This is a genomic window from Pantoea sp. RSPAM1, from assembly GCF_038816185.1.
Taxonomy (GTDB): domain Bacteria; phylum Pseudomonadota; class Gammaproteobacteria; order Enterobacterales; family Enterobacteriaceae; genus Pantoea; species Pantoea ananatis.
Map to the genome: position 1 here is coordinate 2,334,988 of NZ_CP046137.1, position 18,121 is coordinate 2,353,108.

Sequence of the window (18,121 nt, forward strand, 5' to 3'; positions counted from 1 at the left end):
CGCGCAGACGGCGGGCAAGTGATTAGCGGTTGGAGATGTACAGCGTCACTTCCAGACCGAGGCGCAGGTCAACAAACGTTGGTTTTTTCCACATAATTTTCTTCATAAGTTTCTTCCTTAGAGATTGAGATAAACATACAAATAAATGGCTGCAAGACAGCATTGTGACAGGGGTTAAAATGCGAACCTTGTCACACTATTTTCACGCAGACGGCCAGGTGAAATCAATGAAAAGCCCGTAAGAAAACGTGTTAGCGCAGTCCGGTGTGTTGCAAAACCCGCAGCCAGTTTCCCCACGTTAATTTTTCCAGCATGCGTTGATCATAGCCCGAGTCGCGAAAAACGGCGAGCAATCGCGGCAGACCGCTAACGTCACCTAACGCCTCAGGCGGCGAGATCCCGTCAAAGTCGGAACCGAATGCTACGTGATCTTCGCCCATTATGTTAATTAAGTGATCGCAATGTTTGACGATTTCTGTCAGATCGGTATCGCTGTCGCGTTGACCATCGGCACGAAGGAACGCATTGCCAAAGTTCATGCCAACCAGCCCGCCGCTGGCGCGGATCGCCTTAAGCTGGTTATCGGTCAGGTTGCGCGGCTGAGCACATAAAACGTGAGCATTAGAGTGGCTGGCCACCAGCGGCGCAGCGGAAAGCCGGACGGTATCCCAGAAGGCTTTTTCATTCATATGCGACACATCAATCATCATGTTTAAGGCAGCGGCCTGCCTGATAAGCGCCTCCCCTTCTGCCGTCAGGCCTGGCCCTGTATCCGGCGAACCTGGAAAACGGCCGTTAACCCCTTCGCCGAAGCGATTTTTCAGATTCCAGAATGGGCCGATGGAGCGAACGCCCGCCTGGTAGAAGGCGTTTAGCGTTTCGCCCTCCGCATCTAGCGCGTCGGCCCCCTCAATATGCGCCACCAGCGCCAGCACGCCCTCAGCACGGCAGGCTTCAATCTCTGCAGCGCTGTGGCATAGCCTGGCCCGGCCCGCTGACTGCGCAGCGATCTGCTGCAGTATCGCCAGCTGCTGCCACATGATTGTCAGCGGATCATAGGGTTCTTGTGCGGCGCGAGCCGGGGCGACCTGAGCGAGATAGTCCTGCGGCGGCACAAAAACAGCAAACAGCCCACCGGCAAAACCGCCCTGCTGCATACGAGGAAAGTCGAGGTGACCTTTTGGCACGCCCGCATAAAAAGCCTCTGCGGGCGCATCGCGATGGTAAAGCCACAGATTGAGTAACAAATCGTTGTGCCCGTCGAAAACCAGCATAGGGAAACCACCTTGAGAAACATCAGGTTATGCTACCGCTCTCTTTACCCTTCAGCAAACGCCTGCGCACTCAGCGCCACAAGGCTTCAACAAAATTGTCACTTTTGCGCTTCAGATTGTCAGTTTTCCGCGCGCAACGGGCGTAACGCCACGCCACACTGGATTAACACCTACAAGGAGATGACGATGTTGATGCATCCGGCTGAGAAAGTTCTCTACGGCTGGCTGGCGCACAGGACACGGGCAAATCGATGGCGTGGATGATCAGCTCGCGCAGCAGCGCTGAAATCTGCACGACCTGGCAGCTGGCGGGAAGATCGGCCCTGGCCAGGGGATCGATAAACAGCGTGCGTGCGGCGACTGCGCCGGTAATGTACAAGCGATGAGGGATAAAAGCGGGCAGCCAGACGCCACGACCTGGCGGTACGGTCCAGCTGCCCTGTTCTGTTTCCACGCGTACCACGCCGCTCAGCGTATGAATAAGCTGCGCGCAGCTGTGATGGTGCCAGGGTTCCGTCGCACCATGCGAATAGTCGTGCGCCAGCGGCGCCAGCGGGCACGTGCTGAAATCAAAACTGACCCTTGAACTCATTGCGACTTAAGATATTTATAGATCACGGCTAAGTCCTCTTCACCGTGCCCGGCGTCAACGGCCTGCTGCCAGACGCTGGCGATATTTTCCAGCGCGGGCAGTGAATGGTCTGAGGCGTCCAGTGCCAGCCTGGCGTCTTTAAGCGCCCATTGCAGATGCATCTGCGGGCTATAATCATCGCTGGCCATCATGCCCAGCTTCATTTTGGCATAGGGCGCCGCCAGCGGACCACCGTCCAGCACCTGCCACAGATCGTCGGTTGAGAAACCAAACTGGTCGGCAAGCCGGGTACTTTCGGCCAGGCTCTGCATCAGACCAATCAGCCAGCTGTTGATCACCAGCTTCATGCGCGCGCTCTTGCCCGCCTCACCCAGCCACTGCGTGCCTTTACCTATCGCGTCGAAAACGGCCTCTGCGGCCTGAGCACGGGACCGATCGCCACTCGCCATCACCAGAATCTGGGCGTTCTCTGCGGGCGCCTTGGTGCCGGAAACCGGTGCGTCGATAAACACCACATCGGGACGCGCCTGAGCAAAGAAAGTGATCAGCGCATCCGTTTTTTCAACGCCGATTGTGCCCATCTGACACAGCGTTGCGCCCTGTTTCAGCGCCGCTTTCGCCTCGTGCAGGACCTGCTCTGTGGTCTCGCCGTCGGACAACATGGCAATCACCACGTCCGCCTTCTGCACGGCTTCCGCTGCGGAATCGGTTAACGTCAGCCCCGCCGCAATCAAATCTTCTCCCCGCGCACGGGTGCGGTTCCAGCCGTACACCCTGAACCCCTTTTTCAGTAAATTAGCGGCAAAGGCATGCCCCATCGCCCCTAATCCCAGTACTGCAACATCAGGTTGTTTCATGCTGATTTCCTTCGTTCTGATTATGGGTATCCGTCTTCTGTGTACCTGACGGCGCAGGCTAAAATGTAGCATCTGTTACCCGGCGCGTCCCGTCAGCACGCCGTGACCCGCGCGCAGCGGGCCATGAAGACACCGTGGTCCGACAGGCCTCTTCGCGGGGTCGAGCCGGTCAGAGAATAACAAGGTTGGCACAGTGCGATCACATAAACCGGCCAGTCATTTACGCTTTCCAAACCTCTGACAAAACCAGTAACATGTGTCGCGATTGTTCCAGTTGGTTCATTTAGTACCACTTTTTTCGCGACCTGCCGATAGCCACCGTTGTTTTCGTCACTCTGGCAGGCGACATATACCCAGGGATCCACGCTTTCAGGCCAAATACAGATGAATATTAAGCGATCACGCCAGGCAAGCCTGCCGTTATTAGTGCTGCCTGCCCTCTTTCCGCTGCCGCTGTTTGCGGCAGATGGCGGTAACACTCTTGTTGTCAGCGCCGCGCCGCCAGCAAAAGGCCTCAATGAACTTGATACGCCTGCCGCCGTGAGCGTGGTCAATGGCGACGATATGCGCCAGGCCGCCCCGCGCGTTAACCTGTCAGAAAACCTGACCAACGTACCGGGGTTGCAGATCCAAAACCGGCAAAATTATGCACAGGACCTGCAGTTGTCCGTGCGCGGCTTTGGTTCCCGTTCAACTTACGGGGTCCGTGGCCTGCGCATATATGTCGATGGCATTCCGGCCACCATGCCGGATGGTCAGGGACAAACGTCCAATATTGATATCGGTTCGGTCGATCGGGTGGAGGTGCTGCGTGGGCCGTTTTCTGCGCTGTATGGCAATGCCTCCGGCGGCGTCATCAACGTTACCACTCAGACCGGTCAGCAGCCCCCCACGCTTGAAGCCGGCAGTTGGTTTGGCAGCTACGGTAGCTGGCGCAACAGCGTGAAAGCCAGCGGCGCCACCGGCGACGGCACAAAAGCCGGCGATGTTAATTACACGCTTTCCGCCTCGCGCTTTACCACTCACGGTTATCGCGATCACAGCGCCGCACAAAAAAATCTGGGTAACGCAAAGCTGGGTGTACGCATCGATGACGTCAGCACCCTGACCTTACTGTTTAACAGCGTACATATCGACGCGCAGGACCCGGGTGGGTTAACGCCTGACCAGTGGCGCGCGAATCCCCGTCAGGTTGTCAGTAATGTCTCACTTTACAACACCCGCAAAACCGTCGATCAAACCCAGGGCGGCCTGCACTATCAGCGTCGGATGAGCGAAAACGACGACCTGAGCGTGATGATGTATGCCGGGATGCGTGAAACGACGCAGTTCCAGTCCATTCCTGCCAACTTTCAGCAAAGCCCATCGCATCCCGGCGGCGTGATCGCGTTGACCCGCCACTATCAGGGTATTGATACCCGCTGGACACACCGTGATGATCTGTTTTCGGTTCCGGTCACGCTGACTGCCGGGTTGGATTACGAAACCATGAGCGAACAGCGCAAAGGTTTTGAGAATTTCACGACGGCCAACGGCGTGACGCAGTTTGGTGAGCAGGGAAATATGCGGCGCAACGAACGTAACCTGATGTGGAATCTTGATCCCTATTTGCAGACCACCTGGCAGCTCAGTCAAAAATGGTCGCTGGATGCAGGCGTCCGTTTTAGTACGGTCAGTTTTGACTCTAACGACTTTTACATCACGCCAGGCAACGGCGATGACAGTGGCGATGCCCGTTATCACAAATGGCTGCCCGCCGCCGCGCTGAAGTATGCGTTTGACGACAGCTGGAATGCCTATTTATCTGCCGGCCGTGGATTTGAAACCCCGACGATTAATGAGCTGTCCTATCGTTCAGGCGATCGGTCCGGCCTGAATCTGGGGCTGAAACCCGCGACCAGCGATACGGTTGAGTTAGGCAGCAAGAAACGTCTGGGCAATGGCCTGCTCAGCGCTGCCGTTTTCCAGACCGATACTCAGGATGAAATTGTTGTCGACAGCAATAGCGGCGGACGCACCACTTACAAAAATGCCGGAGAAACCCGCCGGCGTGGCCTCGAACTGGCGTTTGATCAGCAGGTTAACTACGACTGGCGACTGAAAATGGCCTATACGTTGCTGGATGCGCGCTACCGCAGTAATGCCTGCGGCAACGCCAGCTGCGACGGCAACCGTATTCCGGGCATTGCGCGCAATATGCTGTATACCGGGCTGGCTTATGCACCTGAAGAAGGCTTTTATGCCGGAGCGGAATGGCGTTATATGAGCAACATCGCAGCGAATGACAGCAATGCGGTCCGTGCGCCTTCCTATGCCATCACCTCGGTCAACAGCGGCTATAAGTGGCTTGTCGATGCCTGGACGCTGGATTTGTTTGGTCGGGTAGACAACCTGTTTGACCGCAACTACGTTGGCTCGGTGATCGTCAATGAAAACAGCGGTCGCTACTTTGAACCGGCTCCGGGGCGCAACTACAGCGTGGGCCTGACGGTCAGTTACGCTTTCCAGTAGTGAACATGGCCGCCGCGTGAGCACAACGCGGCGGCGCAGCGTGGCGACCTCTCAGGTTATTCTCATCGCGCCTGGCACAATCTCCTGACGCATGGCCCTCTTTCGCCGTCAACGTCGGCCTCCAGAATACCAATTTACGAATGCCCTCGAATTTTTGTTCAAAACTCGCTCAAACAAAGTCTACGACCGTAAATCCCTCTCGCCACGTAACGACATCATAAGGAGCAGGCACGTTGAGCAGCAAAATCTGTTTCAGTGTGCCTTTAATCAGTATGCTACCAAGGCGAAAAAAGGCGGATCAAAAACCAGTGACCATCACCGTTCGCGTTAAACCCGCTGATATCCCGTCAACATTCAGGCCGGATAAGGCCTTAACAGGCGGTAAAAATCAGGCCATTGCGCTGGTAATGCCTGAAACGGCAGATATCGATTTCGAACCTGAACGGCCTGTCATCACCGGACGAGAGGCTGGCTTCTGTTGCGTTATCTGCCGGATAACCCTGTCCTTTCTGCGTTGCGTTAGGCATTAACGCCGCATATTGATCCCAATGTCCTGACACGGGCTAATACTATTGACCTTGACAGCACGTTCATTTCAGCCCTGACGCGGCTGGAAACAGAGACAGCTATTTTGCGTCTTAAACGGCGGGATGGGGAGCAGGCATAACGTTTGCGCCACGGGTATCAGACGCAGGAGCTTGAGGCGTATCGCCAGAGAAGGTTGCCGATCGATGACCCGGTCGCACGCCGGTGCGCCAGGCTGCGCCTGCCCGACCGGCGTTCCGCAATCGATGCGCTGATTGCGGCAACGGTGCTACAGCACGATGTCATTCAGGTGGCACGTAACCTGAACGATTTCCAGAGGCTGGGCGTGATGCTGCTCAATCCCTGGACTGCCTGACAGGGTTTACAGCGCGTTCAGTTTAGCAATCACATCATTACAGCTACCCGTTTCACCCAGGCGAGGAAAGACGCGCGTGATGCTGTTTTCGTGCGTATCACTATTAAGATCGGTCATCGCATCCACTGCAAGCGTGACGTTGTAACCTGATGCGTATGCCTCCCGCGCCGTCGATTCCACGCCAATACTGGTCGCAATGCCGCAAATGACCACCTGGGTAATGCCACGCTTTTGCAGTTCATCATGCAGTGCGGTGTCATGAAATGCGCCCCAGGTTTTTTTGGTGATGGTCAGATCGTTATGCTGCGGTGTCATGGCGGGCACCAGGGTCGCCCAGTTTGCAGGCAGCTCACCTTCGTGACGCGGATGTTCATTGCGGCCAGGCGCACCGCCTGCCACGTTGACGAGCACCACGGGCAGATCCTTTTCACGGAAGGCGCTGGCAAGCCGCGCGCAGCGTTCGATCACCGGCTGTGGCTCATGCACAACTGGCAGCGCAACAATCCCCTCTTGCAGATCGATGACGATCAGCGCGGTTTTCGCATCAAGTGTGGTTATAGCCATAGTCATTCCTCACAAATCGGTAACAGATAAAGCGTCAGTATGGCGCAGACGGCGGGCGTTGAGACAACCTGCAAAGCGCGCCATACAAGGGAAACGGAGTATACAAATGCCGGTCAGGCCTGAACAGACGCGGCTGGTTTCAATTTGTAAGCTCAGGTTCGGCCCAGATAGTGGATCAGGCTGTGAAACCGTAGGCGGCGGTCAAGGGGATTACGATAGCTGTGGGCGACGTCGGCCCGGAACTGAAAGGCTTCGCCCTGTTTAAGCCGTCGCCAGGTCTCTTCCACGCCTAACAACAATTCTCCTTCCAGTACCACCACCTGCTCAATCACGCCTTTCTCATGAGCTGTGGAGTCGCTTTGCGCGCCCGCTGCCAGCTCAACCGCCAGTAAATCAAAACGCAACCGGGCGTCGTAAGGCAGCAGCGGCGTAACCGTCATCTGCGCATTTTGCTGCCGGTAACAGGTCACCTCGCCTGCCGAATGCGCCCCGGAATGAACAAAAAATGAGAACGGAACGTTGAAGCCAGTCGCTATTTTCCACAAGGTCGCGACCGTGGGGCTGGACTCGCCGCGTTCAATCTGGCCCAGCATCGCCTTACTGACGCCCGTTTTTTCTGCGGTTAAGCTCAGGCTCCAGCCATTGGCCTGGCGCAATTGTTTCAGCGCCTCACCAAGATATTGATGCAAATTTTCCATGTTATCTCCTGCTTTACCGCTTCAGTGTAACACTTGTGCGTTATAACGCACTGTGCGAGGATGTGCGCTATAACGCACAAGAGGGTTACACCATGTCAGCACGCCGCGCACCCTACCCCGTTACCCTGCCCATGGTCGTTTCCGGCCTGGTGGCGGTGTTAGTGGGCTATAGCAGTACCGGTGCGATTATCTATCAGGTTGCCCTTTCCGCAGGCGCCTCATCCGGGCAAATTGCCGGCTGGCTTTCCGTCATTGGCCTGGCGATGGGCATTGCTTCAGCGGGGCTTTCTCTGGCGTACCGGATGCCGATCTTAGCCGCCTGGTCCACGCCAGGCGCGGCATTACTCGCCACCAGCCTTCAGGGCGCATCGATACACGAAGCCGTCGGCGTATTTGTTTTTGCCAATGCCCTGATTGTGTTGTGCGGGGTGACGGGCCTGTTTGCCCGACTGATGAACTACATCCCTGCCTCGCTGGCCGCCGCCATGCTGGCCGGAATTCTACTGCGCTTTGGCCTGCAGACGTTTAGCGATTTAGCGGTAAATTTTACCCTGGCGGGCACAATGTGCTGTGTTTGGCTGCTGGCACGCCGTTGGCTGGCCCGCTACGCCATTCTGATCGCGCTGCTGGCAGGCCTGGCTGTCGCATACGGGCAAAACAGTCTCCACTTTCCCGCGCATGCGGCGAGTTTTAGCTTACCCGGCCCTGTCTGGCCGACCTTTTCATGGCCTGTGCTTATCGGTGTGGGTCTTCCCTATTTTCTGGTGACCATGGCGTCACAAAATGCACCGGGCATCGCCACATTGCACGCCCACGGCTACCGTCCCCCGGTCTCCGCGTTGATGAGCTGGACAGGACTGCTGGCCCTCGTCTTGTCACCGTTTGGCGGGTTTTCGGTATGTGTGGCGGCGATTACGGCGGCCATTTGCATGGGAGACGATGTGGATGGCGATCCCCGTCGCCGCTGGATAGCTGCCGCGCTGGCCGGTTTTTTTTATCTGCTGGCTGGCTTTTCTGGCGCGTTAATTGCCGTGTTGTTCAGCGCACTGCCTGCGGTGATGGTGCAGGTGCTGGCGGGGCTGGCACTGCTTGCCACGCTCGGTGGCAGTCTGCAACGGGCGCTTGAGCAGCCCGAGGAACGGGACAGCGTCCTGATAGCCTTTTTGATCACCGCTTCCGGGGTAACGCTCTGCGGCATCGGCGCGGCGTTCTGGGGCCTGGTCGGCGGTGTAGTTGCACATCTGTTATTAAAGCGTAAAACAGCGTAACATCATCTGGGCATTGGTTATTTTCCCGCCAGCGGGTCAAAAAACCACGCATTTATCCCCTTTTTCAGCGGTTTGATTTGCCATTGTCCCACGTAAAATCACCGTAATCGACGATAACACGCGATCTTCTGCCTCAGACAACGACCGATAAGGGCTTAACAGGTGGCAAAAACTTTTCTGCGCAGCGGCAATCTGGATGCGGTTCTGGCTTTGGGCGAGAACGGCCAGCCCGTATTTGCGTCCGCCCTGCAAATCCGTGAAACCCTGCGTTTGCGCCGTCAGAGCGCGCTGGCAAATTGCCTGGCAATTCCACAAACCAACGAACGTGGCGACCGGCTTGACTGGTACTCGCCCTTTCCAGGCAAGGTTAAGTCCTGGATGGGCGCCAGCGATTATGAACGCCGCCAGGCTTTACAACATCTCACAGCCTGTCAGCAGGATCTGCAAGCCATCAGCGCAAGCGCCAGCAATGCGGCCAATCCGGCAATGCGCCTGTTCGGCGCGCTGTTAGGCAAAAGCTTGCAGTTTCCCAATCAGCAATATGTTTATCTGGTCAACGGCAAACCCGTCATTACCTTTTGGGGATTTGTAGATGCGCAGGAGCGGAATCGCGACGATGCGCTGGCCTGCCTGCGAGACAGTCTTGAAGAGTCGCTGCCAACCGTGCTGGTTGAACCGCCGCCCGAGCCGGTGACGATCGCTGCCGCCTCCGAATCCGAACCTGTTGTCGCACCGGAGCCGGAGATCGTGACGCCGCCAGTTCAGGAAAGCGCGGTTCAGGCTCCACAACCGACGCCCACGGCGACAGCGCGTCGTGGGCCTTTCCGCCTGTGGTATTTACTTCCAACCCTGGCGGTTGCCGCAGCAGCAGCGACCGCTGTGATATTGCATCTGCCTCAGTCAGAACCTGTGACAGTCACGCAACCGGTCGCGCAAAACACGCCAGCTCCGGCGCCAGTTACCGCCACTAAGCCACCAGCGGTCGTCGCGTCTGCTGAAAAATTGTCTGCCACGCTGCCACAGAAACCGGCGGCGGTGGTAGCAAATGCATCAACTGAGGCTGCGCCGACTTCCGCTGCGCCCGCTCCCTCTTCAACGCTTTCAAATGTGGTGGTGCCTGCTGTGCCTGCCAAACCCGACGATCTGGTGGTGACGCCGGATGCCGTGCGCGATGGACAGGTTCAGGTCATTGATGGCCGCTGGCGTGTGGATATTGAACAGATCAAAACCCCAACCGGTAAACCGCCGGTGATGCGTTTCCAGTTCAATAAAGGGAAAGGCAGCGTGCAGATCAGTCAGGGCAATACCACCTGCAAGGCAGACGTGACGGCCGCGATGACCAGCGCAGGAAACCTGGTGATTGAGAGCCGCTTTACTGCCCGGTGCGCGGACAAATCCCGTTACCGTATGCCATTGTTAGTGTGTCATTCCAGCATTGGCGCGGCCGTCTGTGAAGCGCAGTACAGTGCGGATCGTGTGTATCCCATTACGATTAAGCGTGAGAGTAAGTAACTATGTTGGCTCCCCTGATCGATGATAAGCAGAAAATTTCTCTGATTGAGAACAGCGGCGTGCAGTTCCTGGATTTTGGTCTGCAGCTTTCCGCGCCCCAGGCGCGACGCCAGTTTGTGCGCCAGACGGCAAACGGCCCCTTGCTGCGACTGAACGTGGACGGCAACAGCGGCAAATTTTTACTTTACCCACAGGACGGTGGCGCGCCTGAAGTGGTTCGCCCTGAAACCGACATCGCCCTGTCAGACTCGCTGACGCTGCTGGAAGCCTGCTGGTTGCCCCTGCCGATGCTGCGTTGCGCATCGGGCCGTCGCTTTATTGGCGGCCCTGAAAACTGGGCGCGCATGCGTCTGGTGGCGCTGGATAAACCCGACAGCACCGGCAATACGCACCGCGTCACGCTGGCCTTCGATACCCGCTGCGTCGCTGACGAAGATGGCGGCGAGCAACTCGGACTCACGCCGTCCGATGCGCAGAACGGCGTAACCTTTGCGCTGGCCTGGCATAACTACGAGCTGGGCGAATTCCTTGACCATACCTGGGTTGATGGCTGGTTGCGTGAGTCCTTCACCGACCGCGTAGCCGATCGCCGGGAGCAGGCAATCAGCCAGGCACTGCGCGAGTTTGAATATCAGGCGCATTACCTCAACCTGCTGGAATTGCTGGGCGAGCAGCTTAACCTGACCGAGATACACATTCAGGCCGCCACGCTGCAAACTCCGGCGGTCAACGTCGATATTATTCTCGACGTAGGGAATTCCCACACCTGCGGCATTCTGGTGGAAGACCATCCGGAAGAGAGCAACGGCCTGAAGCAGACCTATGAACTGCAAATGCGCGACCTGTCTCAGCCGCATCGGGTGTATAACGAACTGTTCGACAGCCGACTGGAATTTGCCGAAGCGCGTTTTGGTAAAGCCAATTTTTCACTGGAAAGCGGCCGCGAGCAGGCTTTTATGTGGCCCTCGTTAACCCGCGTCGGGCGTGAAGCCAGTCGCCTGGCCCTGCAACGCGCCGGTCTGGAAGGCAGTACCGGCCTGTCCAGTCCACGCCGTTACCTGTGGGATGAGGCACGCTATCAGCCGGGCTGGCGCTTTAATCAGCAGAGCCCGCAGGGGGAACCTCAGGCCTGCGCCGCGCCGTTTACCTCACTCATGAATGATGAAGGTCAGCCGCTGTATGCCCTGCCCGTGGATGAACGCTTACCGGTGTTCTCCGCCCACTACAGCCGCAGTTCGCTGATGACCTTTATGCTGTGTGAGTTGCTGGCTCAGGCGCTAATGCAAATGAACAGTGCGGCACAGCGCCAACGTATGCCGCAAAGCCATGCCCCGCGTCAACTGCGTCACGTTATTTTGACCCTGCCGTCCGCCATGCCAAAACCTGAACGGGAGATCTTCCGCCGCCGCATGCAGGAAGCCATCGCGCTGGTGTGGAAAGCCGAGGGCTGGCACCCGGCCGATGAGGATTTTACCGAGCAGAGCCAGTCCCAGAGCAGCAAGCCCGTTCCGGATGTGCAGATGGAGTGGGACGAAGCCACCTGTGGCCAGATGGTATGGCTGTTTAATGAGACGCAGGTGAACTTTGCCGGACGGGCAGAAGATTTCTTTAGCAGCATGGCTCGTCCCGACCGCCCGCGTGCGGCGGATGAACTGCCGGGCAAGAGCCTGCGTATTGCCTCTATTGATATAGGCGGCGGCACCACCGATTTAGCGATTACCCAGTATCGTCTTGACGACGGCCAGGGTAATAACGTCAAAATCACCCCGCGCCTGCTGTTCCGTGAAGGCTTCAAAGTCGCCGGTGACGATATTCTGCTGGACGTGATCCAACTGTGGATTTTACCCGCTCTGCAACAGAGCCTGCAAAAAGCCGGGCTGACCCTGGCGGAGCCGCTGATCAACAAGCTGTTTGGTCACGACAGCCGCATGGACGGACAGGCCACGTTACGCCAGCAGGCGACGCTGCAGCTGTTTATCCCGCTGGCTCAGGCGGTGCTGGAGCGCTACGAAAACTGGGATCCGCTGGAAAGCCACGCCGAGATCAATGCGCTGTTCGGGGAACTGGTCGAACAGCGCCCTGCCGATGCGGTGCTGGCGTTTGTTAACGGTGAAATTCAGCGTGAACTCGGCGGCAACAGCCGTTTTGATCTGCTTGAAGTGCCGCTGGTGGTCAGCATGGCTCAGCTGCACGCTGAGTTTATGCAACATCGCATGGCGATCATTCCGGCGCTGCGCTCTATGTGTGAAGTGGTGTCACTTTATCAGTGTGACGTCCTGTTGCTGACTGGACGTCCTTCGCGCTTCCCTGGCATTCAGGCGCTGGTGCGTCATCTGCAGCCGCTGCCGGGCAGCCGTATTTTATCGCTTGAGGGCTATCACACCAGCGACTGGTATCCGTTTAATAAACATGGTCGCATCGATAACCCCAAATCGACCGCCGCGGTCGGCGCAATGCTGTGCCTGCTGGCGCTGGATTTGCGCCTGAGCAGCTTTTGGTTCCGTGCAGGCGACTTTGAGCCTTATTCAACCATTCGTTATCTCGGTATGCTGGACGAAAATCAGGCGCTGACGGATGAAAACCTGTGCTACAGCGAAATCGATCTCGACGATCAGCAGTTTGCGTTGGACCGCAAAACCAGCTTTCGTATTCGCGGCAACGTATGCCTTGGATTCCGCCAGTTAGATAATGAGCGCTGGCCTGCCTCGCCGCTCTACAGCCTGACGCTCAATGATGCGGCACTGGCACGCAAAGTTGCAGGTGAAAGCGTTCTGCGTGTGAAGCTCGCCGTGAAGGCCGGCCCGGGTGCGCCCGGCCCTGAAAATCTGGTATTAAGCGAAGCCAAACTGGATGATGGCACGCGTGTTCCGCTTGAACATCTGAGCCTCAAACTCAATACTCTCTCCGCCACGGGCAATGCCAATGCGCAATACTGGATTGACAGCGGGAGTGTATGTAAACGATGAGATCGGTAAAACCCCGCCAGCCGCAGACGCTGGCAAAACGCCTGAGTTTATTGCAGGATGCTCTGAACGGCAGCCTGGCCTGGATCGAGAGTACCCGCGAGCAGTCGCCCCGTCTGGCTCTGGAAGCCGAAACCCTGACCCTGCAGTTACGGCAGGCTCGTGTACAAACTCAGGCCCTGGCGCAGCAGGTTGCGCGCCCGGTGACGCTGGCGCTGTTTGGCCAGTCCCAGGCGGGCAAAGCCTGGCTGTTGACGGAAATGGTGGCCGATGCACAGGGCCAGTTGATCACCGCGTTAAGTGATAAACCGGTGAATTATTTTCAGAATGTGAATCCCGGCAATCTCGACTTCGCCACCGCAACGCGTTTTACCCACCAGCGGGAACCCCTCTCTTCAGAGTGGCCCGTCGAGCTGACGCTGCTCAGCGAGACTGACGTGTTGCGCCTGGCCATCTCCTGTGGTGGAGGTGTCACCCAGCCCGACACCGCGAAAATTGACAGCGTGATGCAACGCCTGCAACGCCATCGCTTAACCACGCCACTGCCGGGCCTGGAGAGCGACGCGCTGGTCACGCTCTGGTCCTGGTGCCGCCGTCATCACCTGTATGACGCACAGCTGGATCGCCACTTCTGGCCACAGGCTGTGGAACTGGCGCCCTGGCTGAGCGTTGACGACCGCGTGCAGCTGTTTTCACTGCTGTGGCCGGCTGAGCCCGCCCTGAATGAGCTGGTGCGGAGTTTGCTGCATCTGCGCCATCAGCTTCGTAACAGCAGCCGGGTACTGGCTCCGCTTAGCCTGCTGACGGATAACGCCCTGTTGCCCGCTGAGCAGCTGATTGTTCCCGCCAGCGAGCAGGATCAGTCGCTGCCGATCGAGGTGTGCCCGTTAAACGGTAACCGTCTGGGTAAACCGCAGAACGTGGCGTTGGGATTACTTGCCCTGCTCACGCTTGAGGTCACTATTCCCCTTAGCTCCACCCCGCGCACCGCGCTCTATGATGATGCAGACATGCTGGAGCTGCCCGCACCGGGTACGCCCAGCGATCCGGCCCTGCGTGAAGAACGCCAGCGCCTGCAGCAGCAGGATGCATTACGCGCACGCCTGCTGGAGCACAAACGTACACTGATACCGGGCATTTATGCCGCCCGCCAGAGTATCGATTTGCTGTTAATCTGCACCGCTGCCAGCCAGCGTCAGGATGTTGACGTCGCCAGTCAGGCGTTACGCGAATGGCAGCGTCACCAGCCGGTCAATGAGGCGGGCGAGAAACCCCGTCTGATTTGGGCTATTACCCCTTACGATGCGCGGCATCAGCAGATCAACGTCGACGAGGCAGTCCAGCGTCAGGTGGGGCAGCCGGGTCAGCAATGGGGTTCCATGCTGGCACTGGATCGCGCAGGCGTGGACCGGATGTCTGACTGGTTACAGCAAGAAATGCAGCCTGAAGCCCGTCGCGATATGCTGATTGCCCAACTGGCACAAATTCAGCACACCGTTGTCGAGCGTCGCCTTCAGCCCTGGACGGAGGCAGGTGCATCGCCCGACCAGGCGGCACGCAAGCAAAGCATCGCCGATACACTGCTGAAGTGTTTACAACACCGCACCGGGTTACATGGCGAACTGCTTGAGCGCTTACAGCCCTCCCGCGAGGCCCTGCGTCAGCTCTGGCTCAACCAGTCGACCTCATCCGTTCCGGCGGCGACGTCCAGCATTCAGGCCCCGGAAAATCAGTTTGGTATTGGCTTTGAATTTGATTTGTTCAGCGATAACGAAGTTGAACAGCCCGCCCCGAAGCAGACCAGCTTCGGTCAGGGCTCGGCACAGTTTCCGCGTCAGGTGTTTAGCCTGTGGCTTAACCACCTGCGTCAGCTGCCGGAAAATCAGAGCCTGCTGGCTTTACTGAACATTGATAAAGCCACGATGGAGTGGTTGATCGAAGAGTTGATCACGGCCAGCTTTCGTACCGGTATTCTACAGTCCCTGCAGCAGGCGCTGCATGAACCCGATGCGCAGAGCATGACGCATGAATCACGTGCTGACCGTCAGGTCACGCGCGCGATGACGGTGCTGGGGGATTTTGTGGCCTGGCTGGGCTTCCTGCAGCGTCCGGAATCGGAACGTCCTGGCAGCCGCGTCAATCGCGGGCAGCCTGTTTTCTCACGCCCGCCGGCACCCAGCGTTAATTTCAGCGCAGGACAGCGCCTGACGAAGCTTTCCGCCGCGCCGGCAAACCATACGGCCTATTATATTTACGACTGGCTGGTGGGGCTTAACACGGTGATTATCGAAAACAATGGCTATACCGGTGGGGGCGACTTGCCGGTTGCAGCGCGAGAGTCACTTACCGCTCTGCTGAAGCCACTGCGCCACTAACCGTAAATCAGGCGCAGCTCGCCTGCCAGCGACTGCGCCGCCTCTTCCAGCAACGCCACCACGGGGGCCAGTTCCTCATTGCGCCGTTCTGCATGCAGCAGATGAATTGTGGCGGGCAACGCCATTCCTCCGGTCAGCCAGTCCCATAGCGCATCCAGATTATTGCCAAATCCGGCAGGGCAATCGCTCTGCGCCGCAAACGCATGATAGAACGCCTCGCGATCGATGAGCTGGCGCAGATCAAAGCTTAAGGTCAGCATGGTTACTGGACCGGCTTAAAGGTACGATAGTGGTCGGTCGAGAGAAAAACCAGACCATCAGAGGAGTAGACCAGCCTGTCAGCCTCACGGTGGCCACAGCGGTAGTTCACATCCGCCTCGAACCACTGGCGATCGGCGCGTTCAGGCAATTTTCGTTCCCGATTGGAAAAGCGATCGCCGCCGATGGCCCGCCCCGGCAACACCTCACACAAGTCCCCTTTCGCTGGATTCCAGCCAAGGCGACGCGCCTGCTTTTTGGTAATGTAGTAATCGGGCAATTGCTGATGCTGCAGCACCCAACGGGCGACCGTTCGCACATCCGTTAAGGCAGCGATATCCGAGGCCGACGTTTTGGCTGGTGCAGACGTCAGATAAGGTCTCAACCCCACCCAACAGAGAACAAGGATCAGAACCAGTCCAACCCACAGTTTTTTTGACATGATGGCATCCCTTTAAACAGGATGCAGATGATAACAGTTTTAGCGGGCGATAAAAAAGCGCGGGCCAGATTGCCTGGCCCTGGCGGGATACTGCTTTTACTGCATGGCTGACTGCGAAGGCACAGTGTGACGGCGCCATGCACCGGGTGCAACACCGTACTGACGCTTAAAGCTGCGGTTAAAAGACTGTTGCGAGTCAAATCCGAGCGATATCGCGACATTCAGGATTGGCTCGTTGGTACTGGTCAGACGGTCGGCCGATTTTTTCAGCTTCTTCATGCGAATGTATTCACCCAGTGGATAGCCGGTGTGCTCTTTAAACATCCGTTGCAGGTGCCATTTAGAATAGCCAGCGCGCTCAGAAACAGTGTCGAGATCGAGACGTGCTTCGATATTGTTATCGATCCAGCTAATCAGGTCGTGAATAAAAGCGTTACTCATCATGTTTATTCTCCCGTCGCGGCGCGAACAGTATTAGTATCAGTTGCAGTTACACTTAAGCGTGGCTGACAATGCCATTTAATGCAAGTTTAATTAATACATTAAATGCCGCACTTTTTATGGGGCTTATTTTTGGCTGCTGCCAGGCACCGATCGCGGCGTTGAAACCGCACATAAAGTGTATCAGTAATTCTTGCAGTTCTTAGACGCACAAGCCTACACTCCTCGCGATAAATTGCAACCATAGAAGTTGCAAATATTGGCCTTCGGGCTTTATTTCACTGTCATCGCGGGATTACAAAATGATTACTCACTGGGTTCGTCAGGGATCTTCCCTGCTGGGAATGGGGCTGCTGGTTAGTCTGCTAAGCGGTTGTGACACGGGCCAGGCTAAAAATGCCCCGCCGCCGCCGCCCGATGTCAGCGTTGCGGACGTGTTGGTGAAGCCTGTCAGTCAATGGGACAGCTTCAACGGGCGCGTTGAAGCCGTTGAAAGCGTGCAGCTCCGGCCTCGCGTTTCGGGTTATATCAATAGCGTTAATTATCATGAAGGCGACGAGGTCAGGAAAGGTCAGGTCCTGTTTACCATCGACGATCGCAGCTACCGTGCCGCGCTGGAACAGGCAAAAGCGACGCTGGCCCGCGCGCGCAGTCAGGCCAGCCTGACACGCAGCGAATCGGCGCGCACCGAGAAGCTGGTGGGTACACAGGCGGTGTCACGCGAGATGTGGGAACAGCGACGTTCCACAGCCAGTCAGGCTCAGGCTGATGTTCTGGCCGCCGAATCCTCTGTTGACATGGCTCAACTCAATCTGGATTTCACCCGCGTCACCGCGCCGATTGACGGACGGGCCAGCCGGGCCATGATAACTGCCGGTAATCTTGTCACCGCCGGGGACAGCGCCAGCGTACTGACCACGCTGGTTTCGCAGGACAAGATGTTTGTCTATTTCGACGTCGATGAGACCACCTTCCTGCACTATCAGGCTATGGCACGTCAGGGACAGCAGCGGCATGCCCTGCCCGTTGAAATCGGCCTGGCCGGCGAACAGGGTTATCCGCATCGCGGCAACGTTGATTTTCTTGATAACCAACTTAACGCCAGCACCGGTACGATCCGCATGCGCGCCCTTCTGGACAACCGCCAGCGCACCTATACGCCCGGCCTGTTTGCCCGCGTTCGCCTTCCCGGTAGCGCGCAGTTTAATGCCGTGTTAATTGACGACAAAGCCGTGCTGACCGATCAGGACCGCAAGTACGTCTATGTGGTCGATGCACAGGGTAAAGCCCAGCGTCGTGATGTTCATCCCGGCGCGATGGCGGACGGATTACGCATCGTTAACACCGGATTACAGGCGGGCGATCGGGTTATCGTTGCCGGCCTGCAAAAAGTGTTTATGCCTGGTATGCCGGTAACGGCAAAAACCGTCGACATGGCCGCGACTGCCGCGCAATAACCTGAGGT

General features: G+C 57.4%; 16 protein-coding genes and 1 pseudogene. 7 read left to right on the top strand and 10 right to left on the bottom strand.

Going from position 1 to position 18,121, the window contains the following annotated elements:
- Positions 1 to 22: 22 nt before the first annotated feature.
- The 4 genes and pseudogenes from pqqA to GKC68_RS11460 form a co-directional block, all read right to left on the bottom strand.
- Complete coding sequence (pqqA, locus tag GKC68_RS11445; protein WP_009090272.1) at positions 23 to 94, bottom strand: pyrroloquinoline quinone precursor peptide PqqA; 72 nt, start codon at positions 92 to 94, stop codon at positions 23 to 25.
- A gap of 157 nt (positions 95 to 251) precedes the next feature.
- Entirely contained in the window at positions 252 to 1,274 is a 1,023-nt protein-coding gene (locus GKC68_RS11450; protein ID WP_342656148.1) for a dipeptidase, read from the bottom strand.
- A gap of 217 nt (positions 1,275 to 1,491) precedes the next feature.
- Positions 1,492 to 1,866: pseudogene (locus tag GKC68_RS11455) on the bottom strand (AraC family ligand binding domain-containing protein); the annotation flags it as partial.
- The gene (locus tag GKC68_RS11460; protein WP_342656149.1) at positions 1,863 to 2,723 is read right to left on the bottom strand and encodes an NAD(P)-dependent oxidoreductase; all 861 of its coding nucleotides are present in this window, start codon (positions 2,721 to 2,723) and stop codon (positions 1,863 to 1,865) included. The pseudogene GKC68_RS11455 and the gene GKC68_RS11460, both read right to left, overlap by 4 nt.
- A 384-nt stretch (positions 2,724 to 3,107) precedes the next feature.
- Here GKC68_RS11460 and pqqU point away from each other — a divergent pair, with 384 nt between their 5' ends.
- Positions 3,108 to 5,234 carry a TonB-dependent receptor PqqU gene (gene pqqU, locus GKC68_RS11465; RefSeq protein WP_342656150.1) on the top strand — a complete coding sequence of 709 codons (2,127 nt, stop codon included), beginning with the start codon at positions 3,108 to 3,110 and terminating at the stop codon, positions 5,232 to 5,234.
- 371 nt (positions 5,235 to 5,605) lie between these two features.
- Here the strand turns inward: pqqU and GKC68_RS11470 are convergent, their stop codons facing one another.
- Entirely contained in the window at positions 5,606 to 5,761 is a 156-nt protein-coding gene (locus GKC68_RS11470) for a hypothetical protein (RefSeq protein WP_342656151.1), read from the bottom strand.
- A gap of 143 nt (positions 5,762 to 5,904) precedes the next feature.
- Here GKC68_RS11470 and GKC68_RS11475 point away from each other — a divergent pair, with 143 nt between their 5' ends.
- The gene (locus GKC68_RS11475) at positions 5,905 to 6,135 is read left to right on the top strand and encodes a PIN domain-containing protein (protein ID WP_342656152.1); all 231 of its coding nucleotides are present in this window, start codon (positions 5,905 to 5,907) and stop codon (positions 6,133 to 6,135) included.
- A 6-nt stretch (positions 6,136 to 6,141) separates the two neighbouring features.
- Here GKC68_RS11475 and GKC68_RS11480 read toward each other — a convergent pair whose 3' ends face one another.
- A complete protein-coding gene (locus tag GKC68_RS11480; protein ID WP_342656153.1) occupies positions 6,142 to 6,699 on the bottom strand; it encodes an isochorismatase family protein in 558 nt (185 codons plus the stop codon).
- Positions 6,700 to 6,851: 152 nt separating this feature from the next.
- Positions 6,852 to 7,397, bottom strand: coding sequence for an XRE family transcriptional regulator (locus tag GKC68_RS11485; protein WP_047715154.1), 546 nt, complete (start codon positions 7,395 to 7,397; stop codon positions 6,852 to 6,854).
- A 92-nt stretch (positions 7,398 to 7,489) separates the two neighbouring features.
- Here GKC68_RS11485 and GKC68_RS11490 point away from each other — a divergent pair, with 92 nt between their 5' ends.
- The 4 genes from GKC68_RS11490 to GKC68_RS11505 all read left to right on the top strand — a co-directional run bounded on the left by GKC68_RS11490 (position 7,490) and on the right by GKC68_RS11505 (position 15,515).
- Positions 7,490 to 8,665, top strand: a complete 1,176-nt coding sequence (locus GKC68_RS11490; protein WP_342656154.1) for a benzoate/H(+) symporter BenE family transporter — start codon at positions 7,490 to 7,492, stop codon at positions 8,663 to 8,665.
- Positions 8,666 to 8,827: 162 nt separating this feature from the next.
- Positions 8,828 to 10,177, top strand: coding sequence for an SrfA family protein (locus tag GKC68_RS11495; protein ID WP_342656155.1), 1,350 nt, complete (start codon positions 8,828 to 8,830; stop codon positions 10,175 to 10,177).
- A gap of 2 nt (positions 10,178 to 10,179) precedes the next feature.
- Entirely contained in the window at positions 10,180 to 13,143 is a 2,964-nt protein-coding gene (locus GKC68_RS11500; protein WP_089529003.1) for a virulence factor SrfB, read from the top strand.
- Positions 13,140 to 15,515, top strand: coding sequence for a virulence factor SrfC family protein (locus tag GKC68_RS11505; protein WP_264252660.1), 2,376 nt, complete (start codon positions 13,140 to 13,142; stop codon positions 15,513 to 15,515). The genes GKC68_RS11500 and GKC68_RS11505 overlap by 4 nt, the downstream gene beginning before the upstream one ends.
- Here GKC68_RS11505 and GKC68_RS11510 read toward each other — a convergent pair.
- The 3 genes from GKC68_RS11510 to GKC68_RS11520 all read right to left on the bottom strand — a co-directional run bounded on the left by GKC68_RS11510 (position 15,512) and on the right by GKC68_RS11520 (position 16,659).
- Positions 15,512 to 15,775: a barstar family protein gene (locus GKC68_RS11510; RefSeq protein ID WP_014605885.1), complete on the bottom strand. Its 264-nt coding sequence runs from the start codon at positions 15,773 to 15,775 to the stop codon at positions 15,512 to 15,514. The genes GKC68_RS11505 and GKC68_RS11510 overlap by 4 nt on opposite strands.
- Positions 15,776 to 15,777: 2 nt before the next feature.
- Entirely contained in the window at positions 15,778 to 16,215 is a 438-nt protein-coding gene (locus GKC68_RS11515; protein WP_014605886.1) for a ribonuclease domain-containing protein, read from the bottom strand.
- A 96-nt stretch (positions 16,216 to 16,311) separates the two neighbouring features.
- Entirely contained in the window at positions 16,312 to 16,659 is a 348-nt protein-coding gene (locus GKC68_RS11520; RefSeq protein WP_013025716.1) for a helix-turn-helix domain-containing protein, read from the bottom strand.
- A gap of 299 nt (positions 16,660 to 16,958) precedes the next feature.
- Between GKC68_RS11520 and GKC68_RS11525 the strand changes: the two genes are divergently transcribed.
- The gene (locus GKC68_RS11525) at positions 16,959 to 18,113 is read left to right on the top strand and encodes an efflux RND transporter periplasmic adaptor subunit (RefSeq protein ID WP_264215167.1); all 1,155 of its coding nucleotides are present in this window, start codon (positions 16,959 to 16,961) and stop codon (positions 18,111 to 18,113) included.
- Positions 18,114 to 18,121 lie beyond the last annotated feature (8 nt).

Coding starts and splice junctions, on each gene's coding strand:
- GKC68_RS11450 (WP_342656148.1), bottom strand. CDS start 1,274: ATGCTGGTTTTCGACGGGCACAACGATTTGTTACTCAATCTGTGGCTT.
- GKC68_RS11520 (WP_013025716.1), bottom strand. CDS start 16,659: ATGATGAGTAACGCTTTTATTCACGACCTGATTAGCTGGATCGATAAC.
- GKC68_RS11490 (WP_342656154.1), top strand. CDS start 7,490: ATGTCAGCACGCCGCGCACCCTACCCCGTTACCCTGCCCATGGTCGTT.
- GKC68_RS11480 (WP_342656153.1), bottom strand. CDS start 6,699: ATGGCTATAACCACACTTGATGCGAAAACCGCGCTGATCGTCATCGAT.
- GKC68_RS11460 (WP_342656149.1), bottom strand. CDS start 2,723: ATGAAACAACCTGATGTTGCAGTACTGGGATTAGGGGCGATGGGGCAT.
- GKC68_RS11525 (WP_264215167.1), top strand. CDS start 16,959: ATGATTACTCACTGGGTTCGTCAGGGATCTTCCCTGCTGGGAATGGGG.
- GKC68_RS11505 (WP_264252660.1), top strand. CDS start 13,140: ATGAGATCGGTAAAACCCCGCCAGCCGCAGACGCTGGCAAAACGCCTG.
- GKC68_RS11510 (WP_014605885.1), bottom strand. CDS start 15,775: ATGCTGACCTTAAGCTTTGATCTGCGCCAGCTCATCGATCGCGAGGCG.
- GKC68_RS11470 (WP_342656151.1), bottom strand. CDS start 5,761: ATGCCTAACGCAACGCAGAAAGGACAGGGTTATCCGGCAGATAACGCA.
- GKC68_RS11500 (WP_089529003.1), top strand. CDS start 10,180: ATGTTGGCTCCCCTGATCGATGATAAGCAGAAAATTTCTCTGATTGAG.
- GKC68_RS11485 (WP_047715154.1), bottom strand. CDS start 7,397: ATGGAAAATTTGCATCAATATCTTGGTGAGGCGCTGAAACAATTGCGC.
- pqqU (WP_342656150.1), top strand. CDS start 3,108: ATGAATATTAAGCGATCACGCCAGGCAAGCCTGCCGTTATTAGTGCTG.
- GKC68_RS11515 (WP_014605886.1), bottom strand. CDS start 16,215: ATGTCAAAAAAACTGTGGGTTGGACTGGTTCTGATCCTTGTTCTCTGT.